15 protein-coding genes are annotated in these 16,898 nt (G+C 26.2%); all 15 read right to left on the minus strand.

What is annotated here, in order from left to right; all coding sequences use genetic code 11:
• Window positions 1-235: 235 nt before the first annotated feature.
• Window positions 236-757, minus strand: coding sequence for a hypothetical protein (locus K0040_RS13585; RefSeq protein WP_228109315.1), 522 nt, complete (start codon window positions 755-757; stop codon window positions 236-238).
• Window positions 747-1,181: a GspH/FimT family protein gene (locus tag K0040_RS13590; RefSeq protein WP_228109316.1), complete on the minus strand. Its 435-nt coding sequence runs from the start codon at window positions 1,179-1,181 to the stop codon at window positions 747-749. The genes K0040_RS13585 and K0040_RS13590 overlap by 11 nt, the downstream gene beginning before the upstream one ends.
• Window positions 1,182-1,201: 20 nt before the next feature.
• Window positions 1,202-1,801, minus strand: a complete 600-nt coding sequence (locus K0040_RS13595; protein WP_228109317.1) for a hypothetical protein — start codon at window positions 1,799-1,801, stop codon at window positions 1,202-1,204.
• Window positions 1,782-2,138 (minus strand): hypothetical protein, encoded by a 357-nt coding sequence (locus K0040_RS13600; protein WP_228109318.1) that lies wholly within the window; start codon window positions 2,136-2,138, stop codon window positions 1,782-1,784. The genes K0040_RS13595 and K0040_RS13600 overlap by 20 nt, the downstream gene beginning before the upstream one ends.
• A 16-nt stretch (window positions 2,139-2,154) precedes the next feature.
• Window positions 2,155-3,009: a shikimate dehydrogenase gene (aroE, locus tag K0040_RS13605; protein ID WP_228109319.1), complete on the minus strand. Its 855-nt coding sequence runs from the start codon at window positions 3,007-3,009 to the stop codon at window positions 2,155-2,157.
• A 59-nt stretch (window positions 3,010-3,068) separates the two neighbouring features.
• On the minus strand, window positions 3,069-5,558 hold the full coding sequence (locus K0040_RS13610; protein WP_228109320.1) for a sensor histidine kinase: 2,490 nt from the start codon (window positions 5,556-5,558) through the stop codon (window positions 3,069-3,071).
• Window positions 5,559-5,582: 24 nt separating this feature from the next.
• On the minus strand, window positions 5,583-7,979 hold the full coding sequence (locus K0040_RS13615) for a sensor histidine kinase (RefSeq protein ID WP_228109321.1): 2,397 nt from the start codon (window positions 7,977-7,979) through the stop codon (window positions 5,583-5,585).
• Between the two features lie 213 nt (window positions 7,980-8,192).
• Window positions 8,193-8,843 carry an RNA polymerase sporulation sigma factor SigK gene (gene sigK, locus K0040_RS13620; protein WP_228109322.1) on the minus strand — a complete coding sequence of 217 codons (651 nt, stop codon included), beginning with the start codon at window positions 8,841-8,843 and terminating at the stop codon, window positions 8,193-8,195.
• Between the two features lie 77 nt (window positions 8,844-8,920).
• Complete coding sequence (locus K0040_RS13625; RefSeq protein ID WP_228109323.1) at window positions 8,921-10,582, minus strand: peptidoglycan D,D-transpeptidase FtsI family protein; 1,662 nt, start codon at window positions 10,580-10,582, stop codon at window positions 8,921-8,923.
• Between the two features lie 115 nt (window positions 10,583-10,697).
• Window positions 10,698-11,153, minus strand: a complete 456-nt coding sequence (locus tag K0040_RS13630; RefSeq protein ID WP_228109324.1) for a MarR family winged helix-turn-helix transcriptional regulator — start codon at window positions 11,151-11,153, stop codon at window positions 10,698-10,700.
• 213 nt (window positions 11,154-11,366) lie between these two features.
• Window positions 11,367-12,296, minus strand: a complete 930-nt coding sequence (locus K0040_RS13635) for a peptidase U32 family protein (RefSeq protein WP_228109325.1) — start codon at window positions 12,294-12,296, stop codon at window positions 11,367-11,369.
• Window positions 12,296-12,958, minus strand: a complete 663-nt coding sequence (locus K0040_RS13640) for an O-methyltransferase (protein WP_228109326.1) — start codon at window positions 12,956-12,958, stop codon at window positions 12,296-12,298. Before K0040_RS13640 ends, K0040_RS13635 begins: the two co-directional genes overlap by 1 nt.
• Before the next feature lie 108 nt (window positions 12,959-13,066).
• Entirely contained in the window at window positions 13,067-14,134 is a 1,068-nt protein-coding gene (mltG, locus tag K0040_RS13645; protein ID WP_228109327.1) for an endolytic transglycosylase MltG, read from the minus strand.
• A 170-nt stretch (window positions 14,135-14,304) separates the two neighbouring features.
• Complete coding sequence (locus K0040_RS13650; protein WP_228109328.1) at window positions 14,305-15,630, minus strand: pyrimidine-nucleoside phosphorylase; 1,326 nt, start codon at window positions 15,628-15,630, stop codon at window positions 14,305-14,307.
• Window positions 15,631-15,717: 87 nt separating this feature from the next.
• Entirely contained in the window at window positions 15,718-16,887 is a 1,170-nt protein-coding gene (locus tag K0040_RS13655; RefSeq protein WP_228109329.1) for a phosphopentomutase, read from the minus strand.
• Window positions 16,888-16,898: the final 11 nt, after the last annotated feature.

Below are 16,898 nucleotides of genomic sequence, written 5' to 3' on the forward strand. Positions count from 1 at the left end.
ATTTCTTTTTTATTTTTCATTTTAATACCTCCAAAAGTTTAATATGAATATTATTCCAAACTTACCAATTTTACATACAAAAAAGACTGTAGGTAAGTTTGTTTTACACAAATCTACCTACAGTCCCATATCATATCTTTAAAATTTGTTTTTTGTTATGTGTTGTTAAAAAAATGTTTATTTATGTGTGTATGTAAACGGAAGAATAGGACGATTATATCGTCCTATTTTACGTTTAAAAATCTTTTATATAAGATTTGAAATTCGTTTCATATTTTTCATCATTTTTACTTAAATTAAGTTTAACAGATACCTTGTTATTTTCTATCATTACAGACATAAAATCAACATAGTCACCTATTTCATAACCTCCAGTTTCACTGTTTCCGCTATTATTTAATGTATTTATAAACAGTTTTTTATTGCTCTTATAACTTACTTCCTTGTCTTTTGCATTTCTATATTGATTTTTATATTTACACTTTATTGAATTAATTTTTATATAAGATGAAGTATCACCTCTTATGGTATTTCCATTCAAATCGCGTATACTTATAATCTCATCACTATTTTCTATAACTTTATTAATTTGGTAACACATTTCTTCACCTTGTTCATATAATTCTACATTGTCTTCAATAGTTTTTTTATATCTATTGCTAAAAAATAAAAAGGAATATAAGCTTAAGGAAATAGTTACTATTATAAATAAGGATATTATACTTTCTAAAAGTAAGTAGCCTTTTCTAATTTTCATATATTCCCTCTTTGTATAGCACTCTTCCACTTACCGGTACTATTGTAATATATTTATAATTATCCTCTTTATTAATACTTATGGTTCCACCACCATTTTTATATAGGCCACTAGTATAAAAGGATATTAATGAATTATTCTGGCCTATGGGAAAATTTAATTTTGCATTCTTAGGTAAATGCACTCTTTTGTCTTCTTTTTTATTTTTATGTAAAACGTAAGACCATTTGTTATTTTCATTTAAAAACCTAATATAAACATTTTGATTATTTAACATATTTTCTCTTCTTACATAACGTATATCTGAACATAATTCTCTTGCAAAAAACTCTATTTTATAATTATCACCTTCGTATTTCATAAAACAAATACTAGATAAGATGACTATTATACTTATTGTTATTATAAGCTCAAGTGTGCTCACATTCCTTCTCGCTTCATATATTATTTCTCCTCGTAATTGTAAAACGTAATTAAATCACCTTCATTTATTTTAGTAACTTCATCCTCAGTATTTTCAATATTAATTTCTATGTTTGAATCTTCTTGTTTCTTAATATCTGATTCTTCTAATTTTTTCTCTGTTTTTGTGAACCAAGGATTTTTAATTTTAACGCTTATTAAAGCGTATTTATCATGATTATTAATTTTACTTTTTGTTGAAATTTTATAATGAATATATTCTTTTGTAGACAAACTATTATCAAAATCCATATCTATAATTCTATTTGTAGTCCCTGTATTTTCGATTTTTTTTACTTTATTTATAAATATGGCGCTATTATTTTTAGTTAAATAATTATAAAATTCATCTTCTATTTCTGTGTTTTCCACAGTATATTTAACTTCTTTAAGCATATTACTATAAATAAGTTCAATAACTCCAAGATTCTCTTCCTTAAGCTTTTCCGTTTTATATTCTAACTCACTAATTCTGTTATTACTTAAAATCAAACTAGAACATGTAATACAAATCAAGCTAATTATTGTAAATGTAATAACTGACATAATTAAAATTGAACCTTTACTCTTTTTTTGTAACATAAGTATTAAGTTCCATTTCTCTATTATTATCTGATACTTTAACTCTTAAATCATAACAATTATAATAACTAATTGGAGTAACTAAAGTTTTCACTTTGAAATTGTTAACCATTTGCACTTTATCATATCCGTCTTTACCCCTACTCTTTTTTATTTTATTTCTTTCATCTTCTATTTGTTCCTTAGCTATGTATAACATCTGTCTATTGTGATTATTTTTCTTAAGTAAAACAATATTATTATGCAATGTTGATGTAATTATAAATACTATCATACTAACAATAAATAAGCTTATTACACATTCTAAAGTTGCGAATCCTTTTCTTTTTATCCTCATCATCCTTTCTAAATTTTTACTTTAGTGAATTGAAATATACATTCTTTATTTCTTCAAAGTCATCTCCACTCGTTTTTATATTTTCCCATATTTCATAAGCTAACAATCCTTGATTAATTAACATATTGATTCCATAAACAACATTTAAATTATTGTTCTTTGCCCAAGATAATAATGCCGTTTCATGAGGCTTATATACAATATCACAAACTAGTAAATTTTTATGTGGCTTTATATTAACATCTATTGGACAGTCCTTAGATCCCATTCCTATAGGCGTAGTATTGATCAAAATATCAAAGTTTTTTAAATCATTTTCTTGTACTGGATTTATGTCATAGTTGGCCTTTGACAAGAAATTACTATTAATTAAATTACAAATATTCTTCGCATTTTCTTCACTTCTATTTCTAAGTTCGATGTAAGAAACTTCTTTGTTAGCCAATTCTACTGCTATACTTCTACAAGCTCCTCCAGCTCCTAAGATAATTATTTTTTTATTTTTTAAATCATAGCCTTCATCTGTTAAAGATTTTATAAATCCTCTGCCGTCTGTGTTATAGCCTACTAACTCATTATTTATATTTTTTATTGTGTTTACAGCTCCAATAAGTAGCGCATTTTTGTCTACTTTATCTAGGTATGGGATTATTTCTACTTTATAAGGAATTGTCACATTGCAACCTTTCATATTAAAAGTTTTTATACTTTGGGCTGCATGTTCTAAGTTATTTTTCTCTATTTCAAAACACATATAAATATTATTTTTTTTATATTTTTGTGATAAGTAATTATGTATGTTTGGTGAAAAGCTTTGACTTACTGGTTGTCCAAAAAGACCTATTAATTTTGTGTTAGAATTTATATTCATAGTAGCTCCTTTATTATGTTTATTATCATATCTTTAGTAATTTATACTTCTTATTTTAATTATAAATCACATATTTTCTTATATTCATTATAGATAAAGTTTTCATCAATTACTTTAATAGTTTTTTCATTATCGTTAATATTCTTTTCAATATTAAGTTCCATTTCAATTAATATACAATCGTCCTTATTCGTTTTCATGTCTACTTTTCCCTTATACTTGTTTACTATTAACTTTGCAATAGACATACTTAAATTAAGAATTTTTTCCTCATAATTATCAAGATATTGCTCATAGTTATATCTCTTGAAATTTTCTATTGTAATTATTACTTTATCTACCTTAGTTTTTATATTAAAATCAATTGTACTTTTTATCCTAGAATTTTTTACTACTACAGATAATAAGGTAAGAATAGCTTTAGTCATATCATCTGGATCTAATTTCGTATATATTTCTTCTTCATCTGTATCAAACACTATATTAATATTTTTATAATCAGTATACTTATTTAACTGAGTAACTATATCTTCACACAAAGATACAATATCGTAAATTTCATTACTTTCATTACGGTTATCTTCTTCTAACTTAGATAATTCCATAATCTTATTAATAAGTGTGATTAAAACTTCCACATGTTTTTTCATAACTGATATAGAATTGGCAAACTCTCCATCAGGCTCTCTCTTAATAATATCTTTACAATTTCTTTCTATAAATTGATTACTACTATGAAGTAAGTTAGCCGGTGTTAACAGTTCGTGTGACATATTTATAAAGAAATCATCCTTATCCTTATTAATAATTTCACTCTCTAAAATTTCTTTTTTCATTGATTCTACTTTGATTTCTTCTGTAATATCTCTAATTATTAATACCATTTTAGTAGATTTATTAATATTAATAAGTACCACACTACTTTCAATATTTATTAACCCCCCATATCCATCCTTTAGGGTTTTTCTTATATATTTAATATTCTCATTTATATTACCCGAACTAATCGCTATGTCATTATATATTTCATCCAAGTCCATATTTTCTATATCTTGAATTTTAAATAATTCAAAGAATGTATCATTTGCATACTCAAACTCTTTGCTTTCATAATCTAGTACACAAATTGCCTCTGGTATAGTGTCTATTAAAGTTTTATATTGATTTGTACTCATCTCTAATTTATTAAGTAGCTTTTTATAATTAGAGATATCTTTTATTTCAATTAAGCTAATTTCCTCATTATCTTCGATAAATTTTATTCTGTCTATAAATAACGAAATTTCTTTACTTTCATCATCAATATAATTTATTTCACCTTTTGTAGCGCTATTAAGAATAATGTTTTTTATATCACTATTATCTAAGTCTATATCTAATTTATTATTATTATAAATTATCTCTTTGTTTTTCTCTAATATTATAGAGTATGGTATATTTTCAACTATTTTTTTATATTTCACATCATTTTCTTGTATTTTCAATGCCATTTTCTTTTCATATGTTATATCAGATAATATACAAATCACTTTTGAAGATTCATATTCATCATATAATGAAAATACACATTCAAAAATCCTACCATCTTTTATTGTTACTTCTGTAATTACACTTTCACTATAATACCTTGAATCTTCTATACTTTTTAAAAATTTTTCTTTTTCTATCATATTGTCATTTAAAAAGTCATCCAGTTTAATTGCTGTATGGTAATCCTTATATGAGTTAAACATAGTTTTAAAAACAACATCATTATTAATTATGTAGTTATCTTCATCAATTAATAGAGCACTTTTCTTAAACTGCCCCAGAAGAATATGAAGATTCTTCTCTTTTAAATCATAGTCTTCTTGTAGTATTTTATTAACCATTCTATAATTATTTAATCTTTCATCATATAATTTCATATTTATAGCACTTCTATTTAAACTACTTTCTGTTTTAGAATATTTAATATTAGGCTGCTCAATATAAATTATGTAAGTCTTAAAGAATATAAGTAAAACAATTAATAAATCTAGAATTATATTGCTATATATAAGCCAGTTAATAACATGACTTTGAAGTACTAAAATAAAATTAATAATATAATATAAGGAAATAGTTTGTATTACCTTAGGATATTTACTATAAAACACGTATATATTTCCTATAATAAGACTTATAATCATAAAATTATTTAAGTTAGCATATACATTATTAAGACTTAAATAAAATGAAAATATACAAGTTCCATAATTTATTAAAAAAATAATTTTTCCATATAAACTAAACTTTTCATCATCAGATATAAGATAAAACAGTATTAATAGTATTATATCTCCTACCAGAAACATATAAAATAAATTATAATCATTAGCAATTATAGTATTTGTTGCTATTTTTTTTAAATAATAGCATATTTTCATTGTTAGAATTGTACCTATTAATACTAATTGAATTATATTTTTATTACTTTTTCTAGTACCTATACTAGATAAAATAATAAAAAAAACACATAAGAATAAAGAAATCGTTAGTGTATTCAAATTTACAATAAAACCATTCATTACTCCCCCCCCTATTTTTAAGCCTTAAGCTAGATATATATCAGAAAACTCCAAGTCAATAGATTCTCTATCTATTATAATATTTTCAAGTTTATGCTTATTCTCTTTAGTATTTTCTAAGTAATTACCTTTAAGAATTACTTCAAATTTACTTCCATATCCTATTTTGCTGTTAACTTGAATCTTTGCATGATGAACCAAAGCTAACTTTTTAACAAGATATAATCCAACCCCCGTTCCTTCTGCAGTTCTAGATAAGGATCTATTAACTTGCTCAAAGTTTTCAAAAATAAAGTCAATCTTATTACTAGGTATTCCACTACCGTTGTCTTTAATGGCTATTGTTATATCCTTTTTATCTACTTTTAATAAAACTTTTATTTTTCCACCTTTTTCAGTAAATTTTATTGCATTTGACAGTAAATTAAGTATAATTTTTTCAATTTTTTCTTTATCCATAAAAATTAGGACTTCTCTTTTATTACTTTCAAATGATATATCTAAATTTTTAGGTTTTGTATATTCTTTACATAATAGAACAAGCTCTTCTAAATATTTGACTATGTCATAAACTTTATAATCTCTGTAGTATATACCTGCCTCTATCTTACTTATTTCTTCTATATTATTTAGCAGTCTCTTTAATCTGTAAGAGTTCTGTTTAACTGTTTTAGTATAACTTCTTACTCCATCATAATTATATATATCTTTATTGTTATCTAAAAATTTATTAATTTCAAATATAGTGTTTATAGGTTTCTTTATAATAGAAGAAGCCCTTGTTAAAAATTCAGTTTTAAACTTATTTCTTTCTTTTATCATTTGCAGTTTATTATATACACTTTCTAATTGTTGCTCAATTTCTAAATCCCTTACTATAACAAGTAGATTATCTTGTTTTGGTACTTGTTCAATTGCTATTGATATTTTTTTATTTTTTTCTTGATTCATATAAAAAGTTTTGAAATTAATCTCTTCATTATTGTCTAAATATGTATCTATTATTTTATTAAAATTATCCACTCCCATATCTTTTAGTATTCTCATCATGTATTTATTAGTATATACTTGTTTTTTTGTATACTTATTAACTAATATAATTCCTTCTGGCAAAGTTTGAATTAACCCATAATAGGTCTCTTTATTTTCATCAAGTTTATTCAATGCAACTTCATGTTCCGTGCAATCACTCACAATACTTAATATCATTTTTTTACCATTTAGTCGGAAGGTTGATGAGATAAAATCTATAATTTTTCCATTTTCCAATTCAAGTTGGCTCTTTTCTTGATCTTTAACACCATTTTTCAAAGTAAATATATTATGTAAAAATTCATCCTTACTATCTTTACTTATTCTTTTTTCTAACTTATCCATAGTCCACACATTTTTTATAGATGAATCTAAATCAAAAATATCTAGTCCTATTTTATTAATATAACTAATATTTTCTCCATCATGAATAAGTACACCATCACTTAATATATCCATTAAAGTTTTGTATCTTAATTCACTTTTTTTCAATTTATCTTCTTCAAGGGATATTTCAGTAATATCTTTTAATTCACATATTATTCTTTCTCCACCTTCAAAATAATCTTTTACTAAAACTAACTTATACTTCTTATTAACAAATTCTATTTGTAAAAAATTTTCTTTGCCAAAATCCATCTTACTTATTTGGTTAAATATTTTTTTAGGATCCTTATTTAGCTCATTACTTATAAAGTCACTAAAGTCAAAATTTTTAACATTATAATTATTTTCTATTATGAATTCATCAAAGTACTTATTTTTAAAAATACATTTATAATTAGATGCGTTCAAAATTATTATTGGTATATTAATTACTTCAACAATACTAGACAGCTTATCATTAACAGTTTTAATTTCTTCCCTTATATAACTTTGAACATAAATTTCATCTTCTATTTCTTTTATTGTTCTTGATATATATTGCTTATTCATACGAAATTTGTTTTTGTTCAATTCATTTTCTTTATGTTTTATGTATATAACATTAATACATATAATGCTTAAAATACATAAGTTAATTAATATTTCATATATTCCATCCATGGTCATCGAACCATAAAGTGACGTATATGCTAGCCCAATAGTAAACACTATAGGAATGATGTATTTTTTCAAATTACTTTTATTTTTTATTTTTATTTTAAATAATATAAGAAGTTTTAAAAAAATTATTACAAATGATATTTCAGCAGTATAATTCATTATTGATCTAATATTATATTGTTTTAATTGAATTATTAGTAGCTCTAAGATAAATAATGGCATTATTATAAACATACTTTTGTCTTTTGATATTTTATATATAAACATTAACGAAACTGGTATAGCAATATTAGTAATAATTTTTGACAAATACAGTAATTCACTATATTCATTCAGAATCATAAAGCTCCCCCCTTTATAGTATGACAGCAGTAATAACTTATTTATTTGTAAATTACATACACCTTTATCCATTACTAAAAAACACGATTCTTGAGTATAAACTTCATATTTTTTTCTCTTTTTTTATCATATAAGTTATATTATCATAATTATATTAAATATTTTGTCAATTTATGGATATAAGTAAAAAAGTTATGTACGACAAAAAAAGCCTTATTTAAGGCTTTTTTCTGATTTTAGTTCTTTTCTCAACTTTTTAAGAGCTTTTTTTTCAATTCTTGATACATAAGAACGTGATATGTTAAGTTTTTGAGATATTTCTCGTTGGGTTTTATATCCCAAAGGTGTAAGTCCATATCTTAATTGAATAATTTCTTTTTCTCGATCTGTGAGAATTTTATCCAACTTTTCATAAAGCTTACTTATTTGTACTTTTAATTCAACCTGGTCTATTACATAATCAGGTTCAGTACCTAATATATCTATTAAGCTAATGGAATTCCCTTCCTTATCTACACCAATAGGGTCTTGAAGAGAAACTTGCACCTTATTCTTCTTATTAGTTCTGATATTCATTAGAATTTCATTTTCTATACACTTAGATGCATAAGTTGCTAGTCTTGTTCCCTTGTCTACTTTAAATGTCTCTATGGCCTTAATTAAACCAATGGTCCCTATTGATATAAGATCATCTTGGTCCTCATTAGAGTTATTATATTTTTTTGCTATATGAGCAACTAATCTCATGTTTCTCTCTATTAAAACTTCCTTCGCTTCTCTATTGTTCTCGTTTTTTAATAAAGATAAATAATGTATCTCTTCTTCAGGGGTTAATGGTTTTTCGAATGATTTTAGAATAGTCAACAGGCCACCCCCTTTTTTAGGTGTCACTCTAAATTATATGAAAGTGACCTGGTAAAGTTGACTATTCTTTATTAAATTTATTTTAAATTTTCACAGATTTCTTTAAAAGTTTGAGTTGCTGATTTACTTTCCTTTTCTGTTCCTTCAATTATGATTGTTATTGCATATTTAGGATTTATTTCTGGATAAAAACCTGTAATCCATCCATGAGATATATCCTTCCCGTTTAAACTACTTTGAGCAGTACCTGTTTTTACACCACATCCACCTTGTAAATTAGATAATGCTTTTGCTGTACCATCCTTTGATACTTTCATCATCATGTTTTTAATTCTAGTCATAGTGTATGGAGATATTATCTCTGATTTTTTATTAGGTTTGTACTCTTTTATAGTGACTTTCTTATTATTTATAATGCTATCATACATATATAGTGGAATATATGTTCCATTATTAGCTATTGCTTGGGTAAGTTGATTAATTTGAAGTGGAGTAAACTCTATATTAGCCTGACCAATTGCCAAATTACTAAGAGCTATTTTTTCAGGTATTTTAGAATCTTTCTCTTCATCTATTCCTATATCCACTTTTTCATCTAAATGAAGTGTTTTTATAGCTTCAAATATTTTTTCACTACCTACTCGTTTTGCTATATCATAAAATGCACAGTTACAAGAATTAGCTAATGCGTCGCTAACATCTTCTAAACCATGGGCCACATTATTATTGCAATTTAAAACTTTACCGGAAGTCCCAATCTGCGCACTTCCATTACAGTTATATCTGTAATTTTCATCTATTGCATTATTTTCAAGTGCTGCATATAATACTACTAGTTTAAATACAGATCCTGGAGGATATGTAACAGCTAGAGCTCTATTTTGTAGCTCACCTTTTGTACTATCACTATAATCAGATATTTCATTTTGATTAAAGTTTGGTCTAGAACACATTGCTAAAATTTCACCAGTTTTAATATCTGATATTATTACTGAGCTGGGGTTTTCTTCTTTATCCATAATTTTTTCTACTTTTTCTTGTATTCTAGAATCTATGCTTATTTTAAGATGTGAAGAATTTTCTCCACTTGAGCTTTCTTCAATACTACCTTTTAAATAATTAAGACCTTTGTTATTCACACCTGCTTTAAATACAGATACATAATTCCTATTGCTATCTTTTAGTTCTTCATTCATATATTTTTCTATACCACTAACTCCATTATTTTCTGATTTTTTTACGTACCCTATTAAATGAGTTAGTAGACTATTATCTGAATATCTAATAGTTTTTTCTTTTACTGAAATGTTTTTTTCTTTTAATTCGTCTATTTTACTTTCATCAATATAATCAATGTCTATTTCTATAATTTCATTTGATAACTGTTCTTGTACTTCCTTATAAATATCTTCTTCAGTTAATTTTGTTGCTTTTTTTATAAGAGACACATTTTGATAATTACCGCTTATTATATCTTTTGGTACAAGTAATACTTTAGTTTCTTTCTTATCTGTAAGGGGTAAATTATTTCTATCATAAATTATCCCCCTTCCACTATTTAAATTTATCGTTTCTAAACTTTGTCTCTCTACCTTACTTTCATATTCTTTATTTTTAAATATTGCCAAATTTGAAATTTCATAAGTTAGATAAGCACACAATAATAAAAAAACAATAAAAAAACAATTTATTCTTCTTCTTATTAATTTATTCGATGTATTTTTTTTCTTCCTTGTCATTCAATCACCTCTTATCATTTGTAATTATTTTTGACAACTAAAAGAAAAAAAATACTGTAATGGTAAATTTTTGTACTTAAATAATGTAATTATTTTTTAGCACAAAAAAAGCTTACTATTGCAAGCTTTCATATTTTCTTTCAAAGAACCTAATTGCTTTTCCTAGAAATTTTGTATATATTTCTAAATCTTCGCCTTTAAACTCTTCTAATATTGCGTCTATCATTTCTTTATGGAAAATACTATGCACGTTAAATACTTCTTCTCCTTTTTCTGTCAAATTAACAAGCACTACCCTTCTATCTTCTTCAATCCTTTTTCTTTCTACGTAACCTTTTTTAATAAGTCTATTTATTGCTGTAGTCAATGTTCCAACGGTTATTCTCAAATTATGAGCAATTTCTCCCATTGTTCTATTTCCTTCTTTACCTATGGCTTCTATAGTGTGTATTTCTGTAATAGACAAATTAGCAAATTCAGTATTTTTCATAGCTTTTTCTTCAATATGTAAAATGTCATTGAACAATTGTACTAACAATTTATTTAAAATTTCCTCTTTTTTATTTTCCATAATTTATACTCTCCGTCCTTTATATTATAAATGTATTATAATAAATTTTTAGGTTTAATTCAATTACTACCATTCATATTTAATTTTTATAATAATACATTGATATTTTATTGTTACCTCATACTCTTTACTTATAATACCCATAAATATTGTCTAATAATTACAATATTAAAAAATGCACATTTATTTTCATAATTGTGCACTTTAATATCATTACTTAGTATAGTCTATATTTTCTTCTAAATAAAATCCAGTTGTTAAATCCCTATGATCTATATTTTTTAGTTCTTCTAACCAATTTTTATCAAATTGCCAGTTATCTGGATTATTTATAAATTCATCAATAGCTTTTCTATATACTTTTATTACTTTTTCAGTATACTCATTAGATTTAAGGTGCCCTTCTATAGTTAAAGTTGTAACACCAGATTTAATAAGTTCTGGTATAAATTCAATCATGCACAAGTCTTTTGCTCCATAGAAGATAGTACCACCTTCATCTTCGTATATTGGACAGTATTGACCTGGCCTTTTTTCTTCCACTAAATTATAATGTTTTTCCTCATCATATTTTCCAGCCTCTTTACTCGTCATATAGTTGGATAATAGCCTTCTTCCTGAGTATGACATTACCATTGAACCATGAACAAAAGCTTCTATTTCTAAATCTAATGGCGCATTTTTTCTTATTTCAATTATGTCCTTAAGTGCAAGCTCTTTAGCAATTACAACCCTTTTAACACCTAAGTCATAATAAAATCTTGCTGTTTCATAGTTATAAATATTAGCTTGTATTCCCATATGAACTTTCATATTAGGTGTCACTTTTCTAACTATTTCTAAAGTACCTGGCTCACACAAAATTAATCCATCTACTTTTATATCATTTAACTTTAATAAATATTCTTCTAACTTAACAAAGTCATTGTTGTGTGGTAATAAAGATATAGTTACATAAACCTTTTTATTTCTTTCATGAGCAAATTTTATACCTTCTTCTAATTCTTCCATAGAAAATTTATTTGAAATAGTATCCATTCCGAAAGTTTGCCCACCTATATATACACTATCTGCTCCACTTTCAAGAGCAACTTTCAATCCTGCCAAATCTTTTGCAAAGGATGATAATTCTAAGTTTAACATTATTCTTCAACCCTTTCCGCTTCCTTGTAACTTAGAGCTACTCCATCTCCAATTGGTATTAATGATGTATTTAAGTAGTCACAATTACATATATAATCTAAATAATTTCTCATTCTTTTTACAATAGTTTTTTTTCTTCTCATTACAAGAGCATCGTCAGCAATCATACCTTTATAAAGGATATTATCCGAAATTAAAAGACCATCAACTTTAAGTTTATCTATTACTAAATCATAGAATAATTTATATTGACCTTTAGCTGCATCTAAGAAAATCATATCAAATTCGCCTTCAACATTTTTTAATAATTCTTCCGCGTCTCCTTCTAATAAGGTAATATTATTATCAAATCCTGATTTTTCAAAGTTTTTCTTTGCTTGTTCAATCATTTTTTCGTTTCTCTCTACTGTTATTATCTTAGCTTCTCCATTTGTAGAAGTTGAAAATAAAATAGATGAATACCCTATAGCACAACCTACTTCCAGTATATTCTTTGGCTTTTGAACTTTTAATAAAACTTTTAATAAGTCTGATACTTCTTTATGTACAATTGGCACATTATACTCAGCTGCATATTCTTCTAATTCTTTTAATAATCCATCTTTGTCTTTTAGTGTTTCTCTTATATATCTTTCAACTTCATTATTTACAATATTACTCAATTCTTTCACTCCTTAATTTATTACTTGACTTGCTCTCTTCAAATTAATAGGATTATGTCTCAAATTCTCAAAACATAATCCATACAAACTATCAATAATATACTTACCCTATTTATCTGTAGAATAACTATTATTTCTTTCTTCTCTATCTTTTCTGTATTTTTCCACGTTTTTTACATGTTCTTCATAAGTTTTGCTATAAGTATTTCCACCTTCTATAGTTGCTACAAAATATAAATAATCTGTATTATCTGGATATAAAACTGCTTCTATAGATTTTATTCCAGGATTGGCTATAGGTGTAGGCGGCAATCCAGCAACCTTATAGGTATTATATGGAGAATCAATTTTTAAATCATTATAAGTTATACTTTTCTTTCTTTCTTTAAAAATGTATTGAATTGTTGCATCAGATTGTAATGGCATGTCTATTTTTATTCTATTATAAAATACACTAGCTATTATGGGTCTATCTTCATCAAGCACAGCTTCTTTCTCTACTATAGATGCTAAATTAACCACTTCATATAAAGATTTATTAAGTTCCTTTTGTTTTTTTTGTAATTTTTCAGTATACTTTGAATCAAAAGTTTCAAGCATATGTTCTAAAACTTCTTTTTCACTTTGTTTTTCACTAAAATAGTAAGTACTTGGATATAAAAAACCCTCTAAAGACTTAATTTTTTCATCGTCCAAAAATTTAAATTTCTCCTTAAATTCTTTTGGGTTGCTTATAAGCTTTTCATAAGAGCTTACTCCTCCCAATTTATTTTTAGCAAGAATATCCATAATTTCAAAAGAAGTAGATCCTTCTGGAACTGTTATTTTTATACCGTCGTTATAAATTTTGCCTTCAGATAAATCCTTAACTATTTCCTTATTTGAATAAGTTTGATTAAATAAGTACTTTCCAGATTTGAGTTTTGCAGAGTTATCACTAACTCTTACATATAATTTAAATAAAGTTTTATTTTTAATTAAATTGTTTTCTTTTAATATATCTGTAACTTGGCTTAAAGTAGATCCTGTGGGAATATCGATTACAATGTCTTCTTTATTATTTTTATTATATGGCCCTGTTTGTTGAATAACTACAAAAGTCGCCACAATAATTAAAATTAAAACTGCAATTATAAAAACTACAATTTTTTTATTTTTGTCATTGTTCAGATTCATAAGTTGCTAACTCCTTATCTCTTTTATATCCTTTTTATTATAAGTCTAAGGTTAAAATATTTCAATAAAAATGTCGTAAATTAAAAAATTCACTTGGCTTAATTCAATCTATTGAAAATAAAAAAAGCTTAACTTTATTTTTTACAAGTTAAGCTTTTTTAAACATTTAACTAGAATTTACTTATTCCATCTTTTGTCACAACACCATATATTAATTTTTTAGGTTCTAATTTTTCTTCACTTATTATATAAGCATTTTTAAACCTTTTCTTAGCATCCTCAAATTTATTTTCTCTATTAAAGTGCATTAAAGCTAAAGTATCTCCTTCATTTACAAAGTCTCCAACTTTTTTCTTTAAAACTATGCCCGCACTTAAGTCTAACTCATCTTCTTTAGTTTCTCTTCCTGCGCCAAGTATCATTGCACTTACTCCAACAGCTTCTGCTTCTATTTTATCTATAAAACCAGTTTTATCAGATTTTATTTCAACTATATGATTTGCTTTAGGTAATAAAGAGTAATCATCAACTATTTCAGGATTCCCACCTTGATTAGCAACAAACTCTTTGAATTTTTCTATAGCTGTTCCAGATTCTAGCGCTTGTTTTATTCTTTTTGCCCCATCCTCATAGTCAGAAGCTACCTTAGATGATACTAGCATATATGCACCTAGTGTTTCACAAAGTGTCATGAAGTCTTTTGGTCCTCTTCCTTTTAATGCTTCTATAGCTTCTATAACTTCTAAAGAATTACCAACAGCACTTCCTAAAGGTTCATCCATATCACTTATTATGGCAATAGTTTCTCTATTCATAGCTGTTCCTATTTCTACCATTTCTTTAGCTAATGCAAAAGAATCATCTAAGGTTTTCATAAAAGCTCCATCTCCAGTTTTAACATCTAAAACTATAGCATCAGCTCCAGAAGCTAGTTTTTTACACATAATTGATGCAGCTATTAAAGATATATTATCAACTGTTGCTGTAACATCTCTAAGAGCATACATTTTTTTATCAGCAACTGCTATTGATGCTGTTTGTCCGCAAACAGCTATTTTTATATCATTTACTGAGTCTATAAATTTCTTAGGAGTCATTTCTATTGAAAATCCAGGTATAGCTTCTAGCTTGTCCAGAGTCCCCCCTGTATGTCCAAGACCTCTTCCTGACATCTTGGCCACTGGAACACCACAAGCTGCCATTAAAGGAGCTAGGGCGATCGTAGTCTTATCTCCTACTCCTCCTGTAGAGTGTTTATCAACTTTCACTCCGTTTATTGCTGATAAGTCCATTACTTCTCCAGAATTCATCATGGCCTCTGTTAAACAAGCAGTTTCTTGCTTATTCATTTTATTTAAGTATATAGCCATTAAAAGAGCTGATACTTGATAATCTGGAATTTCTCCCTTTGAATATCTATCTACGAAAAAATATATTTCTTCCTTTGTCAACTCTTCTTTATCTCTTTTTTTTCTTATTATATCGTATATTCTCATGATTGCCTCCTAAAAATTTGCTTTGTTCCTGTTCCTAACTATCCTTAAAAACAGAACTGTTGCTACATCAAGATGTTGGAAGTTTTACTACATTATCTCATTCTTAAAGCTTTCACCATTAACAGGTAATTCAACATTTAATATATCTGCTACAGTGGCACCTATATCTGCAAAACTTTTTCTTATACCTAAGTTCACTCCACTTTTAATATTTTTACCATATACAAGTACCGGTATATATTCTCTAGTATGATCAGTTCCTTTGTAAGTAGGATCATTACCATGGTCTGCATTAATTATTAATATATCATCTTCTTTCATTGATGATATAATTTCAGGTATTCTAGCGTCAAATTCTTCCAAAGCTTCTTTATATCCTAAAGAGTTTCTTCTGTGTCCATATTTTGAATCAAAGTCAACTAAGTTTGCGAAGATTACTCCATTATTTTCTTTTTTAATATAATTTATAGTTTGATCTACGCCATCCATATTGTCTTTAGTATGTATGGCTTCACTTATACCTTGTCCATTAAATATATCTTCTATTTTTCCCACACCTATAACATCTAAATTAGATTCTTTTATTGTATCTAGTACTGTAGGTTCAAATGGGTTTAGTGAGTAATCTCTTCTGTTAGAAGTTCTTTCAAAGTGTCCTGCGTTCTCTCCTATATAAGGTCTTGCTATTATTCTAGCTACAGCATTGTCACCCATCATTATTTCTCTTGCAATTCCACACATTTTATATAATTCTTCAAGAGGTATTATATCTTCATGAGCTGCTATTTGGAATACACTATCTGCTGAAGTATAAACTATTACATCTCCTGTTTTCATTTGGTGTTCACCATACTCATCAAGTATAGCTGTTCCAGAAGCCGGCTTATTTCCAACAACTTTTCTTCCCGTTCTTTTTTCAAACTCATCAATTATTTCTTTTGTAAATCCATCTGGAAAAGTTTTAAAAGGCTGTTCTACCAAAACGCCTGTCATTTCCCAGTGACCTGTTGTTGTATCTTTTCCACATGATAACTCATCGCATTTACCAAAAGAACCCATAGGCTTCTCTTCTTTTGGTAAATAGTCTATTCCATCTATATTTCCAAGTCCTAATTTAATCATATTAGGTATTTTTATATCTTTATGATTTTTGACTATATTACCTAAAGTGTTTACCCCTATATCTCCAAATTTTTCTGAATCTTTAAGTGCACCTACTCCAACACTATCAATAACCATCCATATTACTCTACTCATACAAATTTCCT

Origin of the sequence: Terrisporobacter petrolearius (assembly GCF_020748185.1) — a bacterium.
GTDB classification, from domain to species: Bacteria; Bacillota; Clostridia; order Peptostreptococcales; family Peptostreptococcaceae; genus Terrisporobacter; species Terrisporobacter petrolearius.